Below are 24,109 nucleotides of genomic sequence, written 5' to 3' on the forward strand. Positions count from 1 at the left end.
CGCGTGCGGCGGGACCGGCGGTGCCGCCGGTCCCGCCGCACGCGACCTGGGAGCAGATGGAGTCGACGGCCGCGTCGATCCTGCGGGGCGACGCGGACCGGGGTTCGGTGCTGAAGCAGGGTTTCAAGGCGAAGGTGCAGGAGTTCCTGCCGGGGCGCGAGCGGAGGTGACCGCGTCCGCGACTCCGGCGGGCGGGACCTCGTGTCGGTTGCCGTGCGCCGGGTACGCGGTGGGCCCGCACCCGAGGATCTGGAGGGAGACACATGCAGCGAGGCAGCGACCGGCTGAGTGTCCACCGGGACGACGAGATGAAGCACGAACTGCAGGGCCTGCTCAGGTCCGGGCACCCCACACGGTCCGAGGAATGGCACGACCCCGAACCGTCCGCCGAGGACGATCCGGCGGTCTGGGGCGGACCGGTGGTGCCGGGGGACGCGCGGGCGTCGCTGGCGACGGTACGTCTGGAGCTGGCCCGCATCCTGGGCCGCAGCGCCTTCCCGGCCGGCCCTCAGGAGCTGGCCCGGACCCTGCGCCGCAAGCACGCGCCGGACGCGCTCGTCGACGCGGTGCGCCGGCTCCCGGACAAGCAGCGCTACACCACCGTGCAGGAACTGGCCCGGACCCTGACGAAAGGCGGCACGTGAGCGGGCCCGGTCCGGTCACCCGTCACCATCACCATCACGGCCATACCAGGAAAGGACGTTGAACGATCATGCGCATCGCGTTTCTGACGGCCCCCGAGGGCGTCGAGCAGGTGGAGCTGACCGACCCCTGGCAGGCGGCGAAGGACGCGGGACACGAGCCCGTGCTGGTGTCGACCGAGCCGGGTGAGGTCCAGGCCTTCGACCACCTCGACAAGGCGGACACGTTCCCCGTCGACGAGGTGGCCGGGCGGGCGTCGGCGGACTCCTTCGGCGGGCTCGTCCTGCCGGGCGGGGTCGCGAACCCCGACTTCCTGCGTACCGACGACCATGCGGTCTCGTTCGTCAAGGCGTTCTTCGAGCAGGGCCGGCCGGTCGCCGCGATCTGCCACGCCCCGTGGACGCTGGTCGAGGCGGACGTCGTACGCGGCCGGGTGCTGACCTCGTGGCCCAGCCTGCGGACGGACATCCGCAACGCGGGCGGTACCTGGGTGGACGAGCAGGTCAAGGTCTGCGACCACGGGCCGAACAAGCTCGTGACCAGCCGCAGGCCGGACGATCTGAAGGCGTTCTGCGAAACGTATCTGGACGTGTTCGCCCGGGAAGCCGCCTGAGCGGCTCGACCGGCCACCCCGGGTGACGTCGGGAAAACGGTTCCGGCAGGTGTTTCAGGGCCTGCCGGGGCCGTTTGCCGTGCCGGGGCCCCACTTGCCGACCGGGGTGCCCGAGCGGTCCGTACCGTCGGCCTTCCCGGTGCGTTCCCGGGCGCCGTCGCGGGTACGGCCCGGCGAGACGAAGCGGCGCGGGTTGCGGCGCAGGTACTCGCCCTCCAGCTTCGCCATCCGGTCGTTGTGGGCGCGCAGGGCGTCGTTCGAACCGTGCAGGAGGGTGTCGTGGCGGGTGCGGTGGATCGTCTCCAGCTCCTTCATGAGCTGCTGGTCGTCCAGCCGGTCGGGGTCGACTCCGGTCATCGTGGTGCCCCACTCGTCGTGTTCGTCCATGGGGCCCGAGTACCCGCCGGGGGCGCACAGACATCCGGCCGATGTCCGGGAGGAGCCATGGATCTCGCGTCTCTGCCTCCACTGTACGAACATTCCGGCTCCTGGGCCCTCCGTCCGCGTCCGCACCTCCCGGCACACCGAGAGCACCCCTGACGAGCGTCACCTCGCGGCGGACGCCACGTCCTAGCGGACGCGCTCCACGCGGCGCTCGTCCCACACCGGCTCCGGGGTCTCGCGGACCCGCCCGTCGCTGCCGAAGACCAGGTAGCGGTCGAAGGAGCGGGCGAACCAGCGGTCGTGGGTGACGGCGAGGACGGTGCCGTCGAAGGCCTCCAGTCCTTCCTGGAGAGCTTCGGCGGACTCCAGGTCGAGGTTGTCGGTCGGCTCGTCGAGGAGCAGGGCGGTGACGCCCTCCAGCTCCAGCAGCAGAATCTGGAACCGGGCCTGCTGGCCGCCGGACAGCCGGTCGAAGGCCTGCTCGGCCTGCTGGGTCAGCTCGTAGCGGCGCAGCCGGGACATCGCCGCGCCCCGGTCCTGGGAGTGCTCCTGCCACAGGATGTCCAGCAGCTTCCGGCCGAGCAGCTCGGGGTGCGCGTGGGTCTGCGCGAAGTGGCCGGGGACGACCCGCGCGCCCAGTTTCCACTCCCCCGTGTGCGCCACGGTGTCGCCGGCCAGCAGGCGCAGGAAGTGCGACTTGCCGGAGCCGTTGGAGCCGAGGACGGCGACCCGTTCGCCGTAGAAGACCTCCAGGTCGAACGGTTTCATCAGGCCGGTCAGCTCAAGTCCCTTGCAGGTGACGGCCCGCACGCCGGTCCGGCCGCCCTTGAGGCGCATGGTGATGTCCTGCTCGCGCGGCGGCTCGGGCGGCGGACCGGCCTCCTCGAACTTGCGCAGCCGGGTCTGGGCGGCCTGGTAGCGGGAGGCCAACTCGTGGCTGATGGACGCGGCCTGACGGAGGCTCAGGACGAGCTTCTTCAGCTGGGCGTGCTTCTCGTCCCAGCGGCGGCGCAACTCCTCGAAGCGGGCGAAGCGTTCCCGCCGGGCCTCGTGGTAGGTGGCGAAGCCGCCACCGTGCACCCAGGCGTCGGCGCCGGCCGGTCCCGGCTCGACGGAGACGATCTTCTCCGCGGCGCGGGAGAGGAGTTCGCGGTCGTGGGAGACGAAGAGGACCGTCTTGCGGGTCTCCTTCAGCCGCTCCTCCAGCCACCGCTTGCCGGGCACGTCGAGGTAGTTGTCCGGCTCGTCGAGCAGGAGCACCTCGTCGGTGCCGCGCAGCAGCGCCTCCAGCACCAGCCGCTTCTGCTCACCGCCCGACAGGGTGCGCACCTGACGGAACTGCGCCTTGTCGTAGGGCACGCCGAGGGCGGCCGTCGTGCACATGTCCCACAGCGTCTCGGCCTCGTAGCCGTGCGCCTCGGCCCAGTCGGAGAGGGCCTGCGCGTAACCCATCTGCGCGGCCTCGTCGTCCACGGTCATGATCGCGTGCTCGGCCCTGTCGACAGCCTTCGCGGCCTCCTGGATGCGCGGCGAGGACACCGACACGAGCAGGTCGCGTACGGTCGTCTCGTCCCGTACGGAGCCCACGAACTGACGCATCACGCCGAGCCCGCCACTGACGGTGACCGTCCCGCCGTGCGGTTTCAGCTCGCCGGAGATCAGCCGGAGCAGGGTCGTCTTGCCGGCGCCGTTGGGTCCGACCAGCGCGACGACGGCCCCTTCACCCACCCGGAAGGACACATCACCGAGCAGGGTCCTCCCGTCGGGGAGGTAGTACTCGAGGTGCGCGGCTTCCAGATGTCCCATGAGGGTGCATTCTGCGGTCCGCGCACCGGATGCGGCAAACCGTTATGGGCGCGGTCCCCGCAGGCCGTCGGATCGTCCGGCCGGGCCGAGCGGCTCACCGGCGGGTCCGCCCTCGCCCGCGGGGGCCACGGTCGCGCCCGCCCAGGTCAGGGCCTTGAACCCGTCGGACGGGGAGCCGTCGAGGACGATCACGCCGGTGTTGGCGAGCGGGTGGGCGGCGGCAAAGGGCACGTCGACGTTGAGCGCTCGGGCGGCCGTCCAGGTGCGGATCGCGGCGCCGTGGCTGACCAGGGCGACGGTACGGGCCCCGCTCGCCGCGGCCTCGGCGACCACGGCGTCGTAACGCTCCAGGAACTCGGTGCCGCTCTCGCCGCCCGGCATGCGCAGCCGTACGTCCCCGGCCGCCCAGGCGAACACCGTGCGCATGTACCGCTCGCCCGGCTCGGAGTCGCCCGGCAGGAGTTCGAGGTCACCGGCGGTGATCTCCCGGATGCCGTCGCGGACGAGGACGTCCAGGCCGTGGGCGGCGGCCAGCGGCGCGGCGGTGAGCCGGGTACGCACCAGCGTGGAGGCGTACAGGGCGTCGATGTCCTCGCCGGCGAGGGCCTCGGGCAGGGCGGCGGCCTGCCGCTCGCCGAGCCGTGTCAGGCCGGGGCCGGGGACGGCGGTGTCCAGCAGCCGGTCCACGTTGGAGGGAGTCTCGCCGTGGCGGACCAGGAGCAGACGCATGCGCTCACCCTTTGATGTCGTGCCGCCCCGCGCGGGAAGCGGCCCCTGAAGGGTACCCGCGGGCCATGGCCCGGACGTCGACCCGGCGAGGGCTCGCCTCGCTGAGCCCCGACCCGGACCCACCACGGCCACGCCCTTCCTGACGCACCATCAGTCCATATCCCAGAACGAACTGTCTCAGCATGCGGTTGCCTGCGTACGGTGGCACACGTCAGCCCCCGGGCCCAACCGAGCCCGGGGACAGGGCCGTCGAGAAAGGGCTGAGCCATGCCGGGAGCACGGGAGAGCGCCGTCTACACGCACGGACACCACGAGTCGGTACTGCGGTCGCACACCTGGCGGACCGCAGCCAACTCGGCGGCGTACCTGCTCGACTCACTGAAGCCGCACATGAGGATCCTGGACATCGGCTGCGGTCCGGGCACCATCACCGCCGACCTGGCCGAACTGGTCCCCGACGGGCACGTCACCGGTGTCGACCACGCGCCCGGCATCCTGGAGCAGGCCCGCTCCACGGCCGCCGCCCGCGGCCTGACCAACATCGACTTCGCGGTCGCCGACGTACACGCCCTGGAGTACCCCGACGACACGTTCTGCGTGGTCCACGCCCACCAGGTGCTCCAGCACGTCGGCGACCCCGTGCAGGCGCTGCGCGAGATGCGCCGCGTCACCCGGCCCGGCGGGTACGTCGCCGTCCGCGACGCGGACTACGAGGCCATGACCTGGTATCCCGCCTCCGCCGGGATGGACGACTGGCTGGACCTGTACCGCACGGTGGCCCGCGCCAACGGCGGGGAGCCCGACGCCGGACGCCGGCTGAAGTCCTGGGCCCTGGAGGCGGGCTTCACCGACATCACCGCCACCTCGGCCACCTGGACCTTCGGCGCCGCCGACGAGCGGGCCTGGTGGAGCGGCCTGTGGGCCGACCGCACCCTGGCCTCCGCCTACGCGGAACGCGCCACCGCGGGCGGCCACGCCGACGCCGTACGGCTGCGGGCCGTCTCCGACGCCTGGCGGGAATGGGGAAAGCGGGAGGACGGCTGGTTCGCCGTTCTGCACGGAGAAATTCTGTGCAGAAAGGACGCCTGAATCACGAATTCAGGGAAACACGGGACAGCAGGAGGTTCGAAACTATGGTTCCCATTCTGCTGGTACTGCTTCTGGTGCTGATCCTTTTCGGTGCCGGATTCGCGGTGGATGTGTTGTGGTGGATCGCGATCGCGGTCCTCGTTCTCTGGCTCCTGGGATTCCTGATGCGCGGAACCACCGCGGCGGGCGGCCGGGGCCGTTGGTACAGGTGGTGAATCAGCCCCGGGAACCCCGGATGTTCCGAGCATTCTGAATATCCGGAGACTTTCTCAGTCCCGGGGCAGCAGCGGCCCGAGCGGCCCGAGGTCCAGATTCAGGTCCTCGGGCCGCAGGCCGTACCGCTCGCGCAGTTCCGTCATCCGGTCGTCGAGCAGCATCAGCGTGAGCCCGATCCGCTCCTCCTGCTCCTCGGACAGATCGCCCTGGTCGAAGCGGCGCAGCGCCTGCCGTTCCATCAGCTGGCGCAGCAGTTCGACGACGGTCAGCACGAGCTTGATCAGGTCGCGCTCGACGGTGTCGGGTTCGAGGTCGAGATGACGCTTGCGCGGCGTGCTCACGAAAGGTCCCTCCAGGGCGACGGAACATTCTCGTTCACCGAGCTGATCAGGGCGTTCAGGTCGATACGGACCAGGTCGACGTCCGCGATCCGCAGGGTGATGTCGCCCGTGATGACGACGCCGCCGGCCAGCAGCCGGTCGAGCAGGTCGACGAGGGCGACCTCACGGCGCTCCACGACGGTCATGAGCCCTCCCCGGCGGCACTCCCGGCGCCCTCGGCGGTGTGCGTCCCCTCGGCAGTGTGCGTCCCCTCGGCGGCCTGCGTTCCCTCGGCGACGTGCGTTCCCTCGGCCGCCGCGGGCTCGACGAAGGAATAGGCCGCCCACGGGCCCGTGAGTTCGACGCGCATTCCGGGTTCCTCACCCTTCGTGCGGTCCACGATTTCCACGAATTCCTCGGATTTGGCGCGGGGCACCAGATAGGCGGCATTCAGTACGTTCTGTCCCGAGGCCTTGGAGAGGGCGGAGTTCTGCGGTGCGTGAAGACGGGCCGCTTCGGCATGCTCCGACAACAGGGAGTGCAACCGGCCGGCGAACCGTTCCGCCCGCTGCCAGGTGTCCTCGTGCTCCCGCGCCTTGACGCGCCGCTGCCGGAGATAGTCGCGGCCCGAGGCGGGTTTCGGCGCCGGCCGGTCGGGGCCGGCGCTCTCCTCCTGGCCGGTGGGCTCGACGTACACCTTCACGCCCCATTCCACGCGCCCCTCCAGCCGGTCCAGGGTGCGCAGGAAGACCTCCTCACGCTCCTCGATCATCACGCGGACGCCGCTGTCGTCACGGAAGACGGTGGCGAGCCGCAGCGGCAGCGGCGTGGTGACCGCCGTCAGCGCGTCGATCACCTGCTGGTGACCGCGCGCGGTGGCGGCGAGCCAGTCCAGATCCTCCAGGTGGGCGCGGAGCGGCTCCTCGGCGAAGTCCCGTTCGGGCACCTGGCTGACGACGGCGATCAGACCGTGGTGGTGCAGCAGCTTGGCCGGTGCGCCCGCCACGCCCGTCAACTCCGCCTGGAGCGGGGCGGCGAGGGGCCGGCAGACGGCGTACACGTACCGCAGTGCGGTCACGGTGCCTCCTCCCTGGTGGGGGTGCGGCCCGGCTGCAGTTCCTCCAGCCGGGCCAGCCGCTCCCGCAGCTCCGCGTTCTCCCGCGTGAGCTGGTCGCGCCTGGCACGGGTGGACAAGGCCGGATCGTCCTCCCACCAGTCGATGCCCATCTCCCTGGCCTTGTCGACCGAGGCGACGATGAGGCGGAGCTTGATGGTGAGCAGTTCGATGTCGAGCAGGTTGATCCGGATGTCACCGGCGATGACGATGCCCTTGTCGAGGACCCGTTCCAGGATGTCCGCGAGGTTGGCGCCGCTGCTCTGGCCGTACGGTTCCGGCATCCGGCCCGCCATGCTCATCGCCGGCTCCTGTCCTCGTCGTACGCGGGCTCGTCCTCGTACTCGTCGGCCTCCTCGTACTCGTTCTCCGGCTCACCCTCCTCCTCGGCCTCGTCGGCTTCCTCGTACTCGCCCTCGGGTTCCTCCTCGTCGTACTCGCCCTCCGGCTCGTCCTCGTCGTACCTCTCCTCGGACTCCTCGGACTCCTCGGACTCGCTCTCCTCCTCGGCGAGCGCGTCCTCGTGGGAGCGGACGACCTCGCCGTCGCGGATCTCGCCGCGCCAGCCGTCCTCGGCCTCTCCCTTGAGTGTGACGAACCTGGCGAAGTTCTTCAGGTCGAGGCGGGCACGGCGGCCCTGGGCACGCCAGATGTTGCCGGTCTTCTCGAACAGACCGACCGGGTAGTACTCGATGACCAGCAGGACGCGGGTGAGGCTGTCGGCGATCCGGTGGAAGGAGACGACACCCTTGGTGGTGCCCTTGGCACCCTCCGACGTCCAGGAGATCCGGTCGTCCGGGAGCTGCTCGGTGGTCGTCGCCTTCCAGCTCCGGTTGGACCAGAACACCTTCAGCTGCCAGTCGCTCGTGGTGTCGTCGGCGCGGCTCGCGCTCTTGACGCCCTTGGCGAAGGTGCTGAAGTCCTGGTACTGGGTCCACTGGTCGTAGGCGGTACGCAGCGGCACGCCCACGTCGATCTGCTCCATGATGACGGTGGGCTTGCTGCCCGAGCCGCCTTTGCGCTTGCCCTTGCCGCCGCCCAGGTTCTTCAGGGCGCCGGTGACGCTGTCCTTGGCGCGGGAGGCGCCGAGTTCGAGCGCGGTGCGCACCGGGCCCTTGCCGTCGGCGAGCTTGCGGCCGCCGTCCAGGGCGAGCTTGCCGAAGCCGGGGCTCTTGCCGTCGGCGATGTCGTTCAGCTTCACGGTGGTCTCGCCGAGCTTGCGGCCTACGCCGGCCAGCACGCGCTCGGTCTGCGCGGCGAGGTACTCCTGCACCTCCGCCTTCAGCCGGTCGGCGGCCTCGCTCTGCGCGACCCCCGTCAGCGGGTTGCCGCCGGCCGCCTTGCCTGCGGTTCCGCCGGCCGCTGACGTGGCCGATCCGAGGGTCTCGGTCATCGCTCACCGCCTCCCTTCGGGCGCCGGCCCCGTGACGTGGTCTTCTCGGCCGTCTTGCGGGCCGACGCCGCGGTCCTCTGCGCGGGCGACGTCCTGGCGGGGGCCTTCTTCGCGGTCTTCTTCGCCGCCGCCTTCTTCGCCGACGCCTTCACCGGTGCCTTCCTGCGCGGACGCTCCTCGCCGTCGTCCGCGGCATCCTCCGCGTCCCCGTCCCGGCCCTCGTCCGCGTCCCCGTCCCGGCCCTCGTCCTCGTCGCGCGCGGACTCCGGCTCGTCGTACTCCTCGTACTCCTCGTCCGTCGCCCTGTCGTCCTTGCCGCCCCCGCCGCTCCCGCTCTCCTCGGCGTCCTTCCGGGTGCCCACGTCGGGGACGACTCCCTGGAGCTGGTCGCGGACCTGGCCCGTACGGCTGTGCAGCCGGTCGGCGAGGGCGTTCATCTGGCGCTCGACCATCGCGCCGGAAGCCGCCTTGCCGACCCCGCGCAGGTCCTGGCGCAGCTCGTCGCCGATCTCCTTGAACTGGGGGTTGTCCTTCAGCTGCTGGGACACCACGTCGGCCAGCGCGCGCGGGGTCAGGTTCAGCCGCTTGCCCGCGACCATCGAGCCCACGGCGAAGGCCAGTTTCATCTTCTTCGTACGTCCCAGGACGTATCCGGCCCCTATCGCGAGGCCCAGTCCCACTCGGTTCATCGTGCCGTCCCGTCGTCGGTTCCCGCGCTCCTGCGCATGGCGATGTCCAGCCGGTCGAGGAGTTCGTCCTCCATCAGGTCGAACTCCTCCTCCGTGATCTCTCCCGCCCCCAACTGCTCTTCCAGCCGGGAGAGTTCGGCCCGCACGGTGGCGGGGTCGTAGTAGATCCGCTCGGCCTCCCGTACGACCTGCTGGATCACCCAGGAGGTACCGCGCACCGGGGCGAAGGGCAGCAGCAGCACCTCTGAGATCAGGCCCATCTCCCTGCTCCTTCCGCTTGCGCGCCCGCTACTCGGCCGCCGGGACGGCCGGCTTCGCGGGGCCGGGTTCGACGAAGCTGTACGGAGGCAGCGGGCCGTTCACCCGCACCTCGAGATGAGGGTGGGCCGCACGGAGTCCCTCGGCCGTCTCCAGGAACCGTGCGGCCTCGTCGCGGTCCACGAGGAAGGAGATGTTGGCGAGCCAGCCGGTGGACTCGGGGCCCGGCTCGACCCCCGTCGAGAGGGGTTCCAGCAGCCGGTGGATCTCCGCCGCGTCCTCCGCCTCCCGCGCCTTGACCGCCGCGGCCACCATCTCGCCGAGCTGCAGCTTCTGCTCGTACGTGCCGCCGCCCGCCTGCCGGTTGGCCTCGGCCAGCGCGCGCAGTTCGGGGCTGTCCGCCATGACCTGGTGCAGTACGGCCTCCTCCACATGGGAGGCCTTGACGTTGTACTCGACCTTGTTCTCCAGGGCCCTCAGCCGCTCCAGGTAGTGCTCGGCGCGCTCGGTGAGCACCCCGGTGACCGCGTCGTCGTCGGGGGCGACGCTGCCGAACCGCATGGGCAGCACACAGCCCGCCGCTCCGGTCTCGCCCAGGACGGCCTGGTGGGCGAGCAGGTCGCGGCGCTTGGGCCGCAGGTTCTCCGGGGTGTCGCTGACGATCGCCGCCAGGTCGCCGGCGCGGAGCACCCGCACCGGCAGCGGGGGCTCCCCCACGCCGGCCAGGCCCTCCGGGAGGGCCGGGTGCGAAGCGGCGGTGACGCCGTAGACATACGTGCTCACTCCTGCTCCTCCTTCCGGCGTGCGGAGGTCGCCTTGCGCGGACGCGGCCTGGACTCGGGCTCGCCGCTCTCCTCACGGGCCTGCTTGAAGGCACCGGAGATCGTCTCGGCGGCGCCGGACAGCGCGCCCTTCGACTTGCCGCGCGCACCGGACTCGGTGACGTCGCCGACGATCTCGGGCAGGCCGGGGCTCTTGCGCGGGCCCGCCTCCAGGTCGAGGCGGTTGCACGCCTCGGCGAACCGCAGATAGGTGTCGACGCTGGCCACGACGACGCGTACGTCGATCTTCAGGATCTCGATGCCGACCAGAGAGACCCGTATGAAGGCGTCGATGACCAGCCCCCTGTCGAGAACAAGTTCCAGTACGTCGTAGAGGCCGCTGGAGCCGCCTCCACCACCGGACTGTTGTGCCGGGACCACGGTCATGCCGACCGCACCTCCTTGTATGTGGTGAGTGGTGTTCGAACCCGTACCGTGTCCGGCCGGGCGTACAGGCCTACGGGCCTACCGGCCGCCGGGCCGGTGGGTGTCGGCCCGCCCGCGTTCGTACCGGCGGACGCGCCGGTAGCCGGTGAGCTGCCCCTGCGGGTCGAGTTCCACCTCGTAGCTCGCCATGAGGCTCATCGTGTCGGGCACCCGTTCCAGTTCGAGGACCTCGACCTCCAGGGACCAGCCGTCCGCGGTCTGCGCGAACGACGAGACGCTCTCGGCGGTCATGCCGGTCAGCTCGGCCAGCTGGGCGCGCGCCTGGCGCAGCACGTCCATCGGGCTCGGCCGGTCGTCCGTCACCGTCTCGTCCTTGCCGTCGCGGTCGTCGTCGTCCTGGGCCCCGCCCTTCGGGGCCTTCGGTGAAGTCCGTTTCTCTGTCGCACCGTTGGTGCTTCTCGTGTTCGCCATGACCACCTCTCCCTTCCGGGTGGCCGCAAGGTCCCTCGTCAAACCTTCACAGGCGTACGCGTGCGCGGCACGGGCCGGACGGCCCGCGCACGGACGGTGTGCGGACGGGGGTGTGCGCACGGAGGGTGTGCGGTCAGCCACGCAGCGCGTCGAGGCGGCGCCTGGCCGGTCCCAGGGCCCGGCCTCGCCTGTTCACCCCGGACCACGGCTCGGTGCGGGCCTGCTCGACGGCGTCGGCGATGGTCCAGCGGCGCGGGCCGAGGCCGGGGTCGTCGAGCTGGTCCCAGGTGAGAGGCATGGCGACGGGCGCGCCCGGCCGGGCGCGCACCGTGAAGGGGGCGACGGCGGTCTGCGCGTAGCCGTTGCGCTGCACGTCGAGGTAGAGCCGCCCACCGCGGTCCTTCTTGCGGGCGGCGGTCGTCAGCCGGTCCGGGTGCTCGGCGGCGAGCAGGTCGGCGGTGTCGCGCGCGAAGGCCCGCACCTCGTCGAAACCGTGCCGTCCGTTCAGCGGGACGACCACGTGCAGTCCACGTGAGCCGGTCGTCATCAGCGCCGAGGGCAGCCGCACCTCGTCGAGCAGTTCGCCGAGCTGTCGGGCCGCCTCCCGCACGGCCTCGAAGTCGTCGCCGGACGGGTCGAGGTCGAAGATCATCAGATCCGGACGGTCGGCCCGGCCGGCCCGTGCCGGCCAGCGGTGCAGGGTGAGGCAGGCCTGGTCGGCGAGGTAGAGAAGGGTGGCCACGTCGTCGCACACGGTGTGCAGGACGGTGCCGTCCTCCTTGGCGACCTCCACCCGGGTGATCCACTCCGGGTAGTGCTCGGGGGTGTTCTTCTGCATGAACCGGGGACCGTCGACGCCGTCCGGATGCCGTTCGAGCATCAGCGGCCGGCCGCGCAGCTGCGGCAGCATGAACGCGGCCACCGACCGGTAGTAGGCCACCAGATCGCCCTTGGTGTACTCCCTGCCGTCGGCACCGGCCGGGAAGAGCACCTTGTCCGGCCGGTGGACCTCGATCGTACGGCGTCCGGCACGCAGCGTCCGGACGCCGTCACCGGCGGAACGGCCTCCGTCACCCACCGGACGACCGCTGTCGCTCATCGAACGACCGCCCTCTCCACCCGCACCCTCACGGGACGACTGCCGTCTCCACCAGCAGCCGGGCGGAGGCGGCGATCGCGTCGGCGTCGATGCCCGCCGCGCGCAGCTGCTCGCCGGGCGTCGCCGAACCGGGCATCATGCGCACGGCCAGCCGCACCAGGCGTGGCACGGGGCGCCCGTCGGTGAAGGCGTCGAGAACGGCGTCGCCGAGGCCGCCCTCCTCGTGGTGGTCCTCGACGGTCAGGAGGCAGCCGGTCTCCTCGGCGGCCCGCCGCAGGGTGGCCCGGTCGACGGGCTTGACCGAGTACAGGTCGATCACCCGGACCGGGACGCCGTCGGCGGCCAGGGCGTCGGCTGCCTTCAGTGCCTCGTGCACGGTGACACCGGCCGCGACGACGGTCAGCCGGTCGCCGCCGGAGGAACGCAGCACCTTGCTCCCGCCCACCGGGAACTCTTCGTCGGGCCCGTAGATCACCGGGCTCTCGCCGCGCGAGGTGCGCAGATAGCGGATGCCGTCGAGCCCGGCCATGGCGGCGACCAGCCGGGCCGTCTGGTTGGCGTCGCAGGGGTACAGGACGGTCGAGCCGTGCACGGACCGGAACATCGCCAGGTCCTCCAGGCCCATCTGCGAGGGCCCGTCCTGCCCGATCGCCACCCCGGCGTGCGAGCCGACCAGGTTGATCCCGGCGCCGCTGATGGAGGCCATCCGCACGAAGTCGTGGGCGCGGGTCAGGAACGCCGCGAAGGTGGAGGCGTACGGCACCCACCCGCGGGTGGCCATGCCGACCGCGCTCGCCACGAGCTGCTGCTCGGCGATGTAGCACTCGAAGAAACGGTCGGGGTGGTCCTTGGCGAAGAACTCGGTGCGGGTGGAGTCGCCCACCTCGCCGTCGAGGGCCACGACGTCCCCGCGGGCGGTGCCGAGGGCGGCGAGGGCCTGCCCGAAGGCGTCGCGGGTGGCGACGCCCTTCTCCGGGTCGCCCTTCTCCCAGCGGGGCAGGTCGAGGCGGCCGGTGGGCACGGAGTGCAGCATGCGGGTGGCGGGCGGCTCGTGCACCCGCACGCGCAGACCGCGGATCCCGCCGAGTTCCGCGATCGCCTCGTCGGCGTCCGGCAGCGGCTTGCCGTGCAGTCCCTCGCGGTCCTGGACGGCCTCGACGCCCTTGCCCTTGAGGGTGCGGGCGAGGATCGCGGTGGGCTGGCCCCTGGTGGAGAGCGCCTCGCCGTACGCGCGGTCGACGGCGTCCACGTCGTGCCCGTCGACCTCGACGGTGTGCCAGTCGAAGGCCTGGAAGCGGCGGGCGTAGGCGTCCAGGTCGTGACCGTGCCGGGTGGGGCCGCGCTGGCCGAGCCGGTTGACGTCGACGATCACGGTGAGGTTGTCGAGGTGCTCGTGGCCCGCGTGTTCGGCGGCCTCCCACACCGACCCCTCGGCCATCTCGCTGTCCCCGCACAGCACCCACACCCTGTGCTCGGAGTGGTCCAGCCGCTTGCCCGCCAGGGCGATGCCCACACCCACCGGCAGCCCCTGGCCGAGCGAGCCGGTGGCCGTCTCCACCCAGGGCAGGCGCCGCGGGGTGGGGTGTCCTTCGAGGCGGCTGCCGAGTTCGCGGAAGCTGAGGAGTTCGTCGTCGTCGATGGCTCCGGCCGCCTTGTACGCCGCGTACAGCAGCGGGGAGGCGTGCCCCTTCGAGAGGACGAAACGGTCGTTGGCCGGGTGGGCGGGGCGGTCGAAGTCGTAGCGGAGGTGGTTCGCCAGCAGGACGGCCATCAGGTCCGCGGCGGACATCGAGGACGTCGGATGCCCGGACCCCGCGGCGGCGGAGGCACGGACGCCGTCCACCCTCAACTGCTGTCCGAGTTCGGTGAGTTCGGCGGTGTCCATCGGGTTACCGGTCTCCTTCCTGAGGGGCGGAACGCGTCGGGGCGGACCGTGTCGGGGCGGGCTGCGGGCGTGACTGCTCCGCGTCCTGCCGGTGCTCCGCGGGCTTCGCGGCCTGACGGTTCCTCTTCGCCGGCTCGCTCCGCACCGGTTCGGGTGTCGGCGAGGTGATCGTGCGGGAGGTGTCGTCACCGCCACCGCCGCCCACCGCCTTGCGGCCACCGGCCGAGGGGGCTCCGGCTCCGCCGGACGCCGTGTCCGTCTCCCGCCGCTCCCGCCCGTCCGGCACCCGCGCCAGCTCCGGCGACGCCGTGTCCAGCGGCACCGACCAGGACCGTACGAGGCCCAACTGGACCGCCTGGCGCGGCAGTACGGCGTCCAGCAGCCAGTCGGCCGCGACGCGCACCCGGTTGCCGGGCATGGCGGCCAGGTGGTAGCCGCGGGTGACCGCCCCGGCGGGCAGGCCCGACAGCGGGATGCCCAGCGGGTTGGCGGCGGCCTTGACCCCGCCGAGGTCGACGACGAAGCCCATGTCCTTGTGCCGGTAGGGCCGCAGCTCGCGCCCGGTCAGCGAGGCGGCGATGTTGTGCCCGGCGACCTTGCCCTGCCGCCAGGCATGCTGCGCCGTCATCGGCGTGTACGCTCCCGGCTTCTCCAGATCGGGTACGGCGGCGGCGTCACCGCAGGCGAACACCTCGGGCCTGCCCGGCACCTGGAGGGTCGGCTCGACGAGGAGCCTGCCGCGCTCCATGGGCAGTCCGAGGGACTCCGCGAGGGGGTCGGGCCGTACGCCCACGCACCACACGAGGGTGCGGGTGCCGACGAACTCGCCGTCGGTGAGCAGGACTCCGTCCGGGGTGACCTCCTTCACGGAGGTCCCCATCCGCACGTCGACGCCCCGCTCGCGCAGCACCCGGTCGGCGGTGCCCGAGAGCCGTTCGTCCAGTTCGGGCAGGACGCGTTCGGCGACGTCGAGGAGCAGCCAGCGCGGCCTCATGCCCTTGCGCAGGGGGTGGGCGCGCACCAGGGCGTCGGTGAACAGCTGCCCCTGCGCGGCGACTTCGGTGCCGGTGTAGCCGGCGCCGACCACCACGAACGTGCAGCGCGCGGAGCAGAGCGGGCCCTCGCCGTCGGAGGAGGCCAGTTCGACCTGGCGGGTCACGTGGTCGCGCAGGTAGAGCGCCTCGGGCAGGCCGCGGAAGCCGTGCGCGTGCTCGGCGACGCCGGGGATCGGCAGCAGCTTGTTGACGCTGCCGGCGGCCAGCACCAGCCGGTCGTAGCCGAGGCTGCCCCGCTCCCCCTCGGGGCCGGTGTAGTGCACGGTGCGCCCGTCGAGGTCGATGCGGCCGGCCTCGCCGAGCACGAGCCGTACGTCGGGCAGGGTGCCGGCGAGGGAGACGGTGACCCGGCGCGGTTCGAGGATGCCGGCGGCCACCTGGGGCAGCAGGGGCAGGTACAGGAAGTAGTCGGTCGGGTTCAGCAGGGTGATCTCGGCCCGGCCGCGGGCCGCCCGCGCGAGGGTGCGGGCGGTGCGGTACCCGGCGAAGCCGGCTCCGACGATCACGATGCGGGGTCGACTCACGTTCGCCTCCGGTGACCCCCACGCCGTCGGGGCCGCGGGGAAGTGTGTCGTACGGGAGATTTCCGCGTCCCCCGGGCCGGGCCCGCCAAACGTTCCGCCGGGCCCGCCGGGTCCCCCGTGGTCGGCCCGGTTTCCGGCCCGCGCGCGGGGTAACCCGGACGGCGACCGCCCACCCGCCGCACCACCGCGGAGGTACCCCCCATGCCCGAGTACGGCTATTTCCTGTCCTGCGAGGAGTTCGGCCCCGCGGACCTGGTCGAACAGGCGCGAATGGCCGAGCAGGCCGGATTCACGGCGCTCTGGATCTCCGACCACTATCACCCGTGGAACGACGCGCAGGGCCAGAGCCCCTTCGTCTGGTCGGTGATCGGCGCGCTGTCGGAGGCGGTGTCGCTGCCCATCGAGACGGCCGTGACCTGCCCGACCGTACGGATGCACCCGGCGGTGGTGGCGCAGGCCGCCGCGACGAGCGCGGTGATGACGGGCGGCCGCTTCCGGCTGGGCGTCGGTTCGGGCGAGGCCCTCAACGAGCACATCCTGGGCGACGCGTGGCCGCCCACGCACGTACGTCTGGACATGCTGGAGGAGGCGATCCAGGTCATGCGGCGGCTGTTCACCGGCGAGGAGGTCAACCACGCCGGCACCCACTACACGGTGGAGAACGCCCGCCTCTACACCGTCCCGGACGAGCCGGTCCCCATCGACATCTCCGGCTTCGGCCCCAAGGCGACCTCCCTCGCGTCGCGGGTCGGCGACGGCTACATCACGATGATGCCGCAGGACGCGATGGTGGAGCAGTTCCGCAAGGGCGGCGGCGGCGCCAAGCTCGTCAGCGGCGGCACGAAGGTCTGCTACGGCCTCGACCGCGAGGAGGCGGTCCGTACGGTCCGCAAGCTGTGGTCGAACCAGCTGCTGCCCGGCGAGATGGGCCAGGTGCTGCCCACCCCGAGCCACTTCGAGCAGTTGGAGCCGCTGATCACGCAGGAGATGGTCGCCGAGAACACGGTGTGCGGCGACGACGTGGACGACCACGTGACGGCGCTGAAGGCGTTCGCCGACGCGGGCTTCGACCGGATCTACGTCAACCAGATCGGCCCCGACCAGCGCGGCTTCTTCGACTTCTACCGCACGAAGGTGCTGCCGCAACTGCCCTGAGGGGATCGACCGGGCGATCGACGTTCAGGCCCGGTGGTGCGGCGCCTCGGGGTCGATGCCGCCGGGCCGCGGCGCCTCGTCGGGCGGGGTCGGCGGCATCGGCGGGTAGGGCGCGCCGAGGCCGGTGGCCGCCCCGGCGGGCGGTACGACGGGCGGCGGCTGTGCGGCGTCCGCGGCGCCGTGGTGGGCGCCGTGGTGGGCCGGGTGGCCGTGGTCGGCCGGGCGCGGGTGCGGGCGGGCGGCGCCGCGCAGGACGTACGCCAGCACGCCGAGGATCGCCGCGGTGATCAGTGCGGCGGCCCAGTCGGGCAGCCCGATGCCGAGGGCGAGGCCCACGGCCAGCGCGAGAGCGGCCCCCGCGTACAGGGCGAGCGCTCCGGAGGCGGCGTACAGCATCGCCGTACGCCGCTGCTTGCGGGTCTGCTCGCGCAGTTCCTCGCGGATGGTCTCGCGCGCCACCTGCGCCAGTTCGTCGACGAGGTGCTTGTCCAGATGCTCCAGGTGATCGATACGCTCCATTCCGTGCGGGTACCCGGGGCCCCCGGCCGGTAACGCCGCCGCGCCACCGAGGGGATCGGGTGAAGGGATCTCCACCGCGCGCCTGCCCAACTAGGCTCCCCGCATGAACATTCTGGGAGCCACCCTGCGTGTCTGCGTCGATGACCTGGAAGCCGCCGTCCCCTTCTACGAGCGCCTCGCGGGTACTGAGGCACTGCGCTTCGAGCGCGGCGGCGTGCAGGTCGCGGCGGTCGGCTGCTTCCTGCTGATGAGCGGTCCCGCCATGGAGCTGGAGCTGCTGCGCAAGGTCGCGGCGACGATCGCCGTGACGGACGTGGACGAGGCGCTCAGAACGCTCGGCGAGCTGGGCGCGGACATCATCGCGGGCCCGGTGGCGACTCCGGCCGGCCGCAACCTGATCGTGCGGCACCCGGACGGCTCCGTGTACGAGTACGTGGACCGCCGTCCGGCGTGAGAACGGGCCCGCCGGCCCGCGGGACCGTCGGCTCAGCACCGCTCACCCGGAAGGGCGCGCCGCCGAGCGTGTGGATCGCGGGGAGCGCATCTCGGCGGTGAGCGCCCACCGCTCGTGATCGCGCCAGTCCCCGTCGATGTAGATCATCTTCGGGGAGAAGCCCTCCAGGCGGAACCCGCAGGAGCGCGCCAGCGCGATCGAGGCCGCGTTGCCGGGCTGCACGTTGATCTCCAGCCGGTGCAGCCGCATCGGCCCGAAGGCGTGGCCCACCACGAGGTCGAGGCCCTCGCGCATCAGTCCGCGCCCGGCGGCGTGCGCGAAGGCGCCGTAGCCGAGGGCGCCGCACTGGAAACCGCCTTCGACGATGTTGTTGATGTTGATGAACCCGGCGACGGCCCCGTCGTCCAGGGTGCACACGAGGAACCCGGCCTTCGTGGGGTCCTTGATCAGGCGTCCCGCGTAGGCCCGGTACGCCTCGGCGCCGGCGGGCGGGAACAGCCACGGACGGTGCAGGTCCTTGCTCTCGCGGACCCGTGCGGTGAACTCGTCGCCGTCCGCGTAGGTGAAGTGGCGTATGCCCACGCGGGGGCCCTCGGCGAGGTGGCGGGATGCGATGTGCGGCATCGGGCCAGCGTACGACGGCGTCAGCCGCGCCGTTTGGCGGCGTACGCCCCGCACAGCGCGCCGACGGCCCCGGTGGCGAGGATCGCCGTCCACAGCGGCACCGTCACCGTCACCTCGGGGACCAGCAGCGTGATCCGGGTGGCGCCGGTGTTCTCGAAGATGAAGATCAGGGCGAGGACGACGAGGGCCAGGACGGTGATCCGGGCGGGCGCCGGCGCGCCGCCACTGCCGCCGGTCCTGCCACCGCTCGCCCCGCCGCTCTCGGAGGTCTTCGGGCTCATACCGACCAGGGTGGCCCTGCGGGCACCCGCACGCGCGGCGAGGGCCGCCCACGGGTGACGGGCCGTCTCCACCCAGCGTCGGCCGCCGGGCCCCCTCGGGGTGACCGGCCGGGCCGTCCGCGTCAGCTCAGCGCCGGCGCGTCGAGGGTGAGCGTGCCGGTGTCGGCGTCGAGTTCCGCGGTGACGCCGAAGGGCACGGTCAGGGCCCCGTCGCAGTGACCGAAGCCGAGTTCCTCGACGACCGGGATACCGAGCCCGCCGAGCCGGTCGGCCAGTACCGGCCGCAGTTCCTCGTAGGGCCCGCACTGCGCCCAGGAGCCCAGCGCGATCCCGGCGACGCCGTCGAGCCAGCCGGTGCGCAGGAGTTGGGTCAGCGCCCGGTCGACGGCGTACGGCCGCTCCCCCACGTCCTCCAGCAGCAGCAGTCCGCCGCGGGCGCCGGGCCGGGTGTGCGGGGTGCCGTACCCGGTGGCGAGGAGGGCGAGGCAGCCGCCGAGGGTGACGCCGCGGGCTCGGCCGGGGGCGAGGGCGGTGCCGTCCGAGGTCAGGATGCGCACGGTCTCCGGGGCGAACAGCGTGGCTCTCAGGTGCTCCTGAGCGCGGGCGTTCTTCACGAAGTCGATGCCGGCGGCGACGGGTCCGTACAGCGTGACCAGGCCGAGGCGGACGGCGAACGCCTCGTGCAGGGTGGTGCTGTCGCTGAAGCCGAGGAACACCTTCGGCCCGGCGGCCCGCATCGCGTCCCAGTCGAGGAGGTCGACCACGCGCTGGGCGCCGTAGCCGCCGCGCGCGCAGATCACCGCGTCGACGCACGGGTCGCACCAGGCGCGCTGGAGGTCGGCCGCCCGCTCGGCGTCGGTGCCGGCCAGGTAGCCCAACTCGCCGTGCCGGTCCAGGACATGGGGTGCGGCGAACGGGTCGAGGTCCCAGCCGCGCAGCAGGTCGAGGCCGGCCTGGAGCCGCTCCTCGACGACGGGTCCGCTGGGCGCGACGACGGCCACACGGGCGCCGGGAGCGAGCCGGGACGGCCGCAGGAGGTCCTTCACTTCGCCAGCTCCAGGGTGGGAATGCCGGGCACCCGCAGCCCGAACACCTGCGCGTACAGGGACAGTTCGGCCTCCAGGGCGCGCACCACCGTCTCGGCCCGCCGGAAGCCGTGCCCCTCGCCCTCGAAGGCCAGGTAGGCGTGCGGCACCCCGCGGCCGGCGATGCGGGCGATGAGCCGTTCGGCCTGCGCGGGCGGGCAGATCACGTCGTCGAGGCCCTGGAGCAGCAGGAACGGTACGCCGATCCGGTCGGCGTGCTCGACGGGCGAGCGTTCCAGGTAGCGGCCGGGCACCTCGCCGAGGGGGCCGACGAGGGTGTCGAGATAGCGCGACTCGAAGTCGTGGGTCTCGCCGGTGGCCCAGGCCGTGAGGTCGAGGACGGGGTAGAGGATGGTGCCGCAGGCGTAGACGTCGGTGCCGGTCAGCGAGGCGGCGGCGGTCCAGCCGCCCGCGCTGCCGCCCCGGACGGCCAGCCGGTCGCGGTCGGCGGTGCCCTCGTCGGCGAGCGCGAGGGCGACGGCCGCGCAGTCCTCGACGTCGACCACGCCCCACTGCCCGCGCAGCCGGTCCCGGTACGCGCGCCCGTAGCCGGTCGACCCGCCGTAGTCGACCTCGGCCACGCCGATGCCGCGGGAGGTGAAGTAGGCGATCTCCAGGTCCAGCACCAGCGGGGACCGGTCGGTGGGCCCGCCGTGCGCCCAGATGACGTACGGCGGCAGTTCGGCGCCGGGGGCGACGCAACCGGGGTTGTGCGGCGGGTAGACGTGGGCGTGGATCTCGCGGCCCTCGGGGCCGGTGAAGACACGGATCTGGGGCTCGGGGTAGTGGGCGGGATCGACGGTGTCGTCATGGGCGGCGCCGATCACCCGGGCGCGGCCGGTCCGGGTGTCCAGTTCGACGACCTCGTGGGCGCTGCGGGGGCTGGCGCCGACGGCGACGACCCGGCCCGATCCCGCGGCCGGTGGGAGCCCGCTCTCGCTCGTCTCGCCGTGCACGGCGAGGGTGGGGGCGAACTCGGTCCAGGGTCCGGCCACGTCGACGACCTCGCCGGTCTCCAGGTCCAGGACGCCGAGGGCGGCGGCCCCGCGGCCGTGCACGACGGCGACGGTGCCGTCCGTCAGCGGGGCGAACCAGCGGTGGCCGAGCTTCCAGAGCGGTCCGCCGAACTCCTCCTCGCGCGGACAGACGGGGTGGTGGTCCCGGTACAGGTTCCACCAGCCCATACGGTCGCTTGTATACAGTAGACAGCCATCTGTCGACCATTCGACCTGGGCGATCGACTCCTCCGGCCCGCCCGCCACCACCTCGGGATCGCCGAACGTGCCGTCGGCACCGACCTCGGCGACCAGCACCCGCGTCCCGTCCCACGGCATCCGCGGATGGTCCCAGGCCAGCCACGCGGCCCGCCGCCCGTCGGGCGACAGCCGCGCCCCGGTGACGAACCGCCGCCGGTCGTCCGTGAGTTCCCGCACCGCGCCGCGGTCCCCCGCAGCCGAGCCGTCCAGCGGCACCGCGGCCAGGACGCGCCGCACCTCGGTGGGACCCTCGCCGGTGAACTCCTCCAGCACGCACCACACTTCGCCGAGACCGGGCCGCAACCGCGGCTCCGCCCAGCGCAGTCCGCCGCCCACCCCCGACACGGGCGTCAGCGGACGGGGCTCGCCGCCGGGCTCCCAGGCGTACAGCCGCTGGTCGGCGAAGTGCACGAACACCACCAGGGTCCGGCCCTCCCGCACCTCGCCCGCCCAGGGCTGTCCGCCGTACTCGTGGACCCTGCTGCGCACGTTCCACGGCGCGGGCAGGACGGACTCCTCCGTGCCGTCCTCGCGGCGTCGCACGAGGGTGCGCCGGCCGCCCTCGGCCGGGCGGGGCGCCGTCCACCACACCTCGTCGCCGACGAAACCGACGTACTCGGGACGCCCGTCGTGCGCGGCGGCGAGCGCCGCGTCCAGGGGCGAGGGCCAGGCACCGTACGGCAGGATCCGCATGTCTGTCCGCTCCTCAGGGTCTTTCGTTCGGATCAGGCCGTGCGCAGGAAGCGGTCGAGCACGTCGACGCCGAAGTGCAGCGCCTCGACCGGGACTCGTTCGTCGACCCCGTGGAAGAGGGCCTGGTAGTCGAGGCCCTCGGGCAGCTTCAGCGGCGCGAAGCCGTAGCCGGTGATCCCGAGCCGCGAGAACTGCTTGGCGTCCGTGCCACCGGACATGCAGTACGGCACCACGGCCCCCTCCGGCGCGAACTCCTGGACGGCCGTACGCATCTTCGCGAACGTCGGCGAGTCCACCGGCGCCTGCAGCGCGACCTCGCGGTGCGCGAACTCCCAGCTCACGTCCGGCCCGGTCAACGCGTCGAGGGTGGCGCGGAACTCGTCCTCGCAGCCCGCGAGATACCGGCCGTCGACGTACGCCACGGCCTCCCCCGGAATCACGTTGATCTTGTAACCGGCGTCCAGCATGGTCGGGTTGGCGCTGTTGCGGACGGTCGCCTCGACCAGCTTGCCCGCCGGGCCCAGCTTCTCCAGCAGGGCGTCCACCTCGTCCAGGGTGGCCTCGATGCCGTACAGGGCGGCGAGTTCGGTGAGCGCGGCCGTCACCGTCGGGGTGAGCCGCAGCGGCCACTCGTGCTCGCCGATGCGGGTGATCGCGGCGGCCAGCCGGGTCACCGCGTTCTCCCGGTTGACCTTGGAGCCGTGCCCGGCGCGTCCGCGCGCGGTCAGCTTCAGCCAGCCGGTGCCGCGTTCCCCGGCGGCGATCGGGTAGATCTCGCGCCCGGCGCCGTCGTGGAAGGTGAAGGCGCCCGACTCGCTGATGCCCTCGGTGCAGCCCTCGAAGAGGTGGGGATGGCGGTCGGCGAGGAATCCGGAACCGTCCTCGGCGCTGGCCTCCTCGTCGGCCGTGAAGGCGATGACGAGATCACGCCGGGGCCGGACGCCCTCGCGGGCCCAGGACCGGGCCACGGCGAGGATCATCGCGTCCATGTTCTTCATGTCGACCGCGCCGCGCCCCCATACGACGCCGTCGCGCACCTCGCCCGAGAAGGGGTGCACGCTCCAGTCGGCGGCCTCGGCGGGCACCACGTCCAGGTGACCGTGGACGAGCAGGGCGTCCGCGGACGGGTCGGTGCCCTCGATGCGGGCGACCACGTTGGTGCGGCCCGGAGTGCGTTCCAGCAGCGTCGGCTCCAGGCCTGCCCCGGCGAGCTGCTGTGCCGCGTACTCGGCGGCGGGCCGCTCCCGGCAGTCCCCGCCGCCCCGGTTGGTCGTGTCGATCCGGATGAGGTCGGAGGTGAACCGCACGACCTCGTCCCTCGCCTGCCCGTCAGCCATACTGCTCCTCCACCGCGGCCGAGACGAGTGTCGTGACCGCCTTGAACGTGCGAATGCCCTCGTACATGGTGCCGCTGGTGTAGTCGACCCTGCGCTCCCCGGTCCGCGCCACGCCGGGCACCACCGTCGCTGCCATCGCCAAATGCTCGGCGTCGAACTCCAGGGCGACGGTGAACGGCCCCCCGTCCACCGGTTCCTGACGGACCGCCAGCGATGCCGCCTCCTTGGCGGCGGCGCGGATGTCGGCGGCGGTCCTGGCCGGGGTCCGGCAGACCGCCGCGTACCGCGACACATGGTCCTTGACGGCGACCTTCATCGCCTCGGGCGCGTACCCGAGGGCGTCCTCGCAGGCCACGTCGTCACCGGTGACCAGCACGACGGGCACCCCGTACTCCGCGACGACCCGCGCGTTGAGCAGCCCCTCGCTGGCCCGTACGCCGTTCAGCCACACCCCGGTGATGGAGTTGGCGAGGTAGGTGTGGGCGAGGACGCCCTCCGCGCCGGCGCCCGCGTGATAGCCGACGAACGCGATGCCGTCGACGTCGCCGTGCTGGACGCCCTCCACCATGGACAGCGACTTGTGCCGCCCGGTCAGCATCTGCGCCCGCTCGTCGAGCCGCTCCAGGAGCAGGTTGCGCATCGTCCAGTGCGCCTCGTTGATCAGCACCTCGTCGGCGCCGCCGTCGAAGAACCCGACAACGGCCGCGTTGACGTCGGAGGTGAAGAACTCCCGGCAGCGCTCCCACTGCGGCGTCCCCGGCAGCACGTCGGCCGGCCAGGTGACACCGGTGGCGCCCTCCATGTCCGCGCTGATCAGGATTTTCATACCCACGACCGTCCTCTCCGGGAAAACCCCCTGAGCTTAACGGGCTCCCTCACCACCGCCGCGGGAGCGCCCCCCGCGGGCACGCCGCACCGCGCCCGTCCGCCCCGCTCAGGCCGCCGCCGGGGCCGCCGCCCGCCGCTCGGCCTCGGCCAGCAGGCCCGTCAGGGTGGCGCGGGCACGGGCCACTCGGGAGCGGACCGTGCCGACGGGGCAGCCGGCACGGCGGGCCGCCTCCTCGTAGGACAGACCGAGGAGCTGGGTCAGGACGAAGGCCCGGCGCCGGTCCGCGGGCAGTGCGGCGAGCAGGTCCATCAGGACGACTCCGTCGTCGAAGCCGGGCAGTCCGCGCGGCTGGGCGAGTTCGGCGGCCGGCCGCCAGTCCGG

The 24,109-nt window shown here is 72.6% G+C and carries 30 protein-coding genes; 6 read left to right on the forward strand and 24 right to left on the reverse strand.

The annotated features are described in order from the left end of the window. Nucleotides 1-263: 263 nt before the first annotated feature. The gene (locus BZL64_RS17790) at nt 264-644 is read left to right on the forward strand and encodes a DUF2795 domain-containing protein (protein ID WP_086770176.1); all 381 of its coding nucleotides are present in this window, start codon (nt 264-266) and stop codon (nt 642-644) included. Between the two features lie 68 nt (nt 645-712). Continuing rightward, complete coding sequence (locus BZL64_RS17795) at nt 713-1,255, forward strand: type 1 glutamine amidotransferase domain-containing protein (RefSeq protein ID WP_086770177.1); 543 nt, start codon at nt 713-715, stop codon at nt 1,253-1,255. A 54-nt stretch (nt 1,256-1,309) separates the two neighbouring features. Here the strand turns inward: BZL64_RS17795 and BZL64_RS17800 are convergent, their stop codons facing one another. From BZL64_RS17800 to BZL64_RS17810, 3 genes are all read right to left on the reverse strand, one after another. Continuing rightward, nucleotides 1,310-1,642, reverse strand: a complete 333-nt coding sequence (locus BZL64_RS17800) for a DUF6158 family protein (RefSeq protein ID WP_244205380.1) — start codon at nt 1,640-1,642, stop codon at nt 1,310-1,312. Between the two features lie 183 nt (nt 1,643-1,825). After that, nucleotides 1,826-3,445 carry an ABC-F family ATP-binding cassette domain-containing protein gene (locus tag BZL64_RS17805; RefSeq protein ID WP_086770178.1) on the reverse strand — a complete coding sequence of 540 codons (1,620 nt, stop codon included), beginning with the start codon at nt 3,443-3,445 and terminating at the stop codon, nt 1,826-1,828. A gap of 42 nt (nt 3,446-3,487) precedes the next feature. Further along, a complete protein-coding gene (locus BZL64_RS17810) occupies nt 3,488-4,174 on the reverse strand; it encodes a histidine phosphatase family protein (protein ID WP_086770179.1) in 687 nt (228 codons plus the stop codon). 267 nt (nt 4,175-4,441) lie between these two features. Here BZL64_RS17810 and BZL64_RS17815 point away from each other — a divergent pair, with 267 nt between their 5' ends. Further along, nucleotides 4,442-5,263 (forward strand): class I SAM-dependent methyltransferase, encoded by an 822-nt coding sequence (locus tag BZL64_RS17815; RefSeq protein WP_086770180.1) that lies wholly within the window; start codon nt 4,442-4,444, stop codon nt 5,261-5,263. A 44-nt stretch (nt 5,264-5,307) separates the two neighbouring features. Beyond that, nucleotides 5,308-5,478 carry a hydrophobic protein gene (locus BZL64_RS17820; RefSeq protein ID WP_086770181.1) on the forward strand — a complete coding sequence of 57 codons (171 nt, stop codon included), beginning with the start codon at nt 5,308-5,310 and terminating at the stop codon, nt 5,476-5,478. Nucleotides 5,479-5,532: 54 nt separating this feature from the next. On the opposite strand, the gene BZL64_RS17825 is transcribed toward BZL64_RS17820, so the two are convergent. The 13 genes from BZL64_RS17825 to BZL64_RS17885 all read right to left on the reverse strand — a co-directional run bounded on the left by BZL64_RS17825 (nt 5,533) and on the right by BZL64_RS17885 (nt 15,495). Then, nucleotides 5,533-5,820, reverse strand: a complete 288-nt coding sequence (locus tag BZL64_RS17825; protein WP_086770182.1) for a gas vesicle protein K — start codon at nt 5,818-5,820, stop codon at nt 5,533-5,535. Next, the gene (locus BZL64_RS17830; protein ID WP_086770183.1) at nt 5,817-6,005 is read right to left on the reverse strand and encodes a gas vesicle protein; all 189 of its coding nucleotides are present in this window, start codon (nt 6,003-6,005) and stop codon (nt 5,817-5,819) included. The genes BZL64_RS17825 and BZL64_RS17830 overlap by 4 nt, the downstream gene beginning before the upstream one ends. Then, complete coding sequence (locus BZL64_RS17835; RefSeq protein WP_086770184.1) at nt 6,002-6,877, reverse strand: GvpL/GvpF family gas vesicle protein; 876 nt, start codon at nt 6,875-6,877, stop codon at nt 6,002-6,004. The genes BZL64_RS17830 and BZL64_RS17835 overlap by 4 nt, the downstream gene beginning before the upstream one ends. Next, nucleotides 6,874-7,215 (reverse strand): gas vesicle protein, encoded by a 342-nt coding sequence (locus BZL64_RS17840; protein ID WP_086770185.1) that lies wholly within the window; start codon nt 7,213-7,215, stop codon nt 6,874-6,876. The genes BZL64_RS17835 and BZL64_RS17840 overlap by 4 nt, the downstream gene beginning before the upstream one ends. After that, nucleotides 7,212-8,306 carry an SRPBCC family protein gene (locus tag BZL64_RS17845; RefSeq protein ID WP_086770186.1) on the reverse strand — a complete coding sequence of 365 codons (1,095 nt, stop codon included), beginning with the start codon at nt 8,304-8,306 and terminating at the stop codon, nt 7,212-7,214. The genes BZL64_RS17840 and BZL64_RS17845 overlap by 4 nt, the downstream gene beginning before the upstream one ends. Continuing rightward, nucleotides 8,303-8,995 carry a DNA primase gene (locus BZL64_RS17850; protein WP_086770187.1) on the reverse strand — a complete coding sequence of 231 codons (693 nt, stop codon included), beginning with the start codon at nt 8,993-8,995 and terminating at the stop codon, nt 8,303-8,305. The genes BZL64_RS17845 and BZL64_RS17850 overlap by 4 nt, the downstream gene beginning before the upstream one ends. After that, entirely contained in the window at nt 8,992-9,255 is a 264-nt protein-coding gene (locus tag BZL64_RS17855) for a gas vesicle protein GvpG (RefSeq protein ID WP_086770188.1), read from the reverse strand. The genes BZL64_RS17850 and BZL64_RS17855 overlap by 4 nt, the downstream gene beginning before the upstream one ends. 28 nt (nt 9,256-9,283) lie before the next feature. After that, on the reverse strand, nt 9,284-10,036 hold the full coding sequence (locus BZL64_RS17860; protein ID WP_086770189.1) for a GvpL/GvpF family gas vesicle protein: 753 nt from the start codon (nt 10,034-10,036) through the stop codon (nt 9,284-9,286). Further along, nucleotides 10,033-10,461 carry a gas vesicle structural protein GvpA gene (locus BZL64_RS17865; RefSeq protein WP_086770190.1) on the reverse strand — a complete coding sequence of 143 codons (429 nt, stop codon included), beginning with the start codon at nt 10,459-10,461 and terminating at the stop codon, nt 10,033-10,035. Before BZL64_RS17865 ends, BZL64_RS17860 begins: the two co-directional genes overlap by 4 nt. Before the next feature lie 78 nt (nt 10,462-10,539). Further along, entirely contained in the window at nt 10,540-10,932 is a 393-nt protein-coding gene (locus tag BZL64_RS17870) for a gas vesicle protein GvpO (protein WP_086770202.1), read from the reverse strand. A gap of 133 nt (nt 10,933-11,065) precedes the next feature. Continuing rightward, complete coding sequence (gene ligD / locus BZL64_RS17875) at nt 11,066-12,031, reverse strand: non-homologous end-joining DNA ligase (RefSeq protein WP_086770191.1); 966 nt, start codon at nt 12,029-12,031, stop codon at nt 11,066-11,068. A gap of 28 nt (nt 12,032-12,059) precedes the next feature. Beyond that, complete coding sequence (locus BZL64_RS17880; protein WP_086770192.1) at nt 12,060-13,916, reverse strand: transketolase; 1,857 nt, start codon at nt 13,914-13,916, stop codon at nt 12,060-12,062. A gap of 4 nt (nt 13,917-13,920) precedes the next feature. Further along, nucleotides 13,921-15,495 (reverse strand): NAD(P)/FAD-dependent oxidoreductase, encoded by a 1,575-nt coding sequence (locus BZL64_RS17885; protein WP_086770193.1) that lies wholly within the window; start codon nt 15,493-15,495, stop codon nt 13,921-13,923. Between the two features lie 201 nt (nt 15,496-15,696). On the opposite strand from BZL64_RS17885, the gene BZL64_RS17890 reads away from it, so the two are divergent. Next, the gene (locus BZL64_RS17890; protein ID WP_086770194.1) at nt 15,697-16,650 is read left to right on the forward strand and encodes an LLM class F420-dependent oxidoreductase; all 954 of its coding nucleotides are present in this window, start codon (nt 15,697-15,699) and stop codon (nt 16,648-16,650) included. 24 nt (nt 16,651-16,674) lie between these two features. Here BZL64_RS17890 and BZL64_RS17895 read toward each other — a convergent pair whose 3' ends face one another. Then, nucleotides 16,675-17,169 carry a phage holin family protein gene (locus BZL64_RS17895; protein WP_086770195.1) on the reverse strand — a complete coding sequence of 165 codons (495 nt, stop codon included), beginning with the start codon at nt 17,167-17,169 and terminating at the stop codon, nt 16,675-16,677. A 103-nt stretch (nt 17,170-17,272) separates the two neighbouring features. On the opposite strand from BZL64_RS17895, the gene BZL64_RS17900 reads away from it, so the two are divergent. After that, nucleotides 17,273-17,623, forward strand: a complete 351-nt coding sequence (locus BZL64_RS17900) for a VOC family protein (protein WP_086770196.1) — start codon at nt 17,273-17,275, stop codon at nt 17,621-17,623. A 42-nt stretch (nt 17,624-17,665) separates the two neighbouring features. Here the strand turns inward: BZL64_RS17900 and BZL64_RS17905 are convergent, their stop codons facing one another. The 7 genes from BZL64_RS17905 to BZL64_RS17935 all read right to left on the reverse strand — a co-directional run. After that, nucleotides 17,666-18,247: a GNAT family N-acetyltransferase gene (locus tag BZL64_RS17905; protein WP_086770197.1), complete on the reverse strand. Its 582-nt coding sequence runs from the start codon at nt 18,245-18,247 to the stop codon at nt 17,666-17,668. Nucleotides 18,248-18,267: 20 nt separating this feature from the next. Then, the gene (locus tag BZL64_RS17910; protein WP_086770203.1) at nt 18,268-18,528 is read right to left on the reverse strand and encodes a LapA family protein; all 261 of its coding nucleotides are present in this window, start codon (nt 18,526-18,528) and stop codon (nt 18,268-18,270) included. Nucleotides 18,529-18,650: 122 nt separating this feature from the next. After that, entirely contained in the window at nt 18,651-19,574 is a 924-nt protein-coding gene (locus BZL64_RS17915) for a S66 peptidase family protein (protein ID WP_086770198.1), read from the reverse strand. Continuing rightward, nucleotides 19,571-21,562, reverse strand: a complete 1,992-nt coding sequence (locus BZL64_RS17920) for a prolyl oligopeptidase family serine peptidase (RefSeq protein ID WP_086770199.1) — start codon at nt 21,560-21,562, stop codon at nt 19,571-19,573. The genes BZL64_RS17915 and BZL64_RS17920 overlap by 4 nt, the downstream gene beginning before the upstream one ends. Nucleotides 21,563-21,594: 32 nt before the next feature. Further along, the gene (locus tag BZL64_RS17925; protein ID WP_086770200.1) at nt 21,595-22,899 is read right to left on the reverse strand and encodes a M20/M25/M40 family metallo-hydrolase; all 1,305 of its coding nucleotides are present in this window, start codon (nt 22,897-22,899) and stop codon (nt 21,595-21,597) included. Next, nucleotides 22,892-23,725 carry a M55 family metallopeptidase gene (locus BZL64_RS17930; RefSeq protein WP_086770201.1) on the reverse strand — a complete coding sequence of 278 codons (834 nt, stop codon included), beginning with the start codon at nt 23,723-23,725 and terminating at the stop codon, nt 22,892-22,894. The genes BZL64_RS17925 and BZL64_RS17930 overlap by 8 nt, the downstream gene beginning before the upstream one ends. 108 nt (nt 23,726-23,833) lie before the next feature. Beyond that, on the reverse strand, nt 23,834-24,109 hold a 276-nt coding region (locus BZL64_RS17935; protein WP_279634602.1), incomplete at its 5' end, for a sigma factor-like helix-turn-helix DNA-binding protein.

It is taken from the genome of Streptomyces bobili, assembly GCF_002154575.1.
Lineage (GTDB): Bacteria > Actinomycetota > Actinomycetes > Streptomycetales > Streptomycetaceae > Streptomyces > Streptomyces bobili.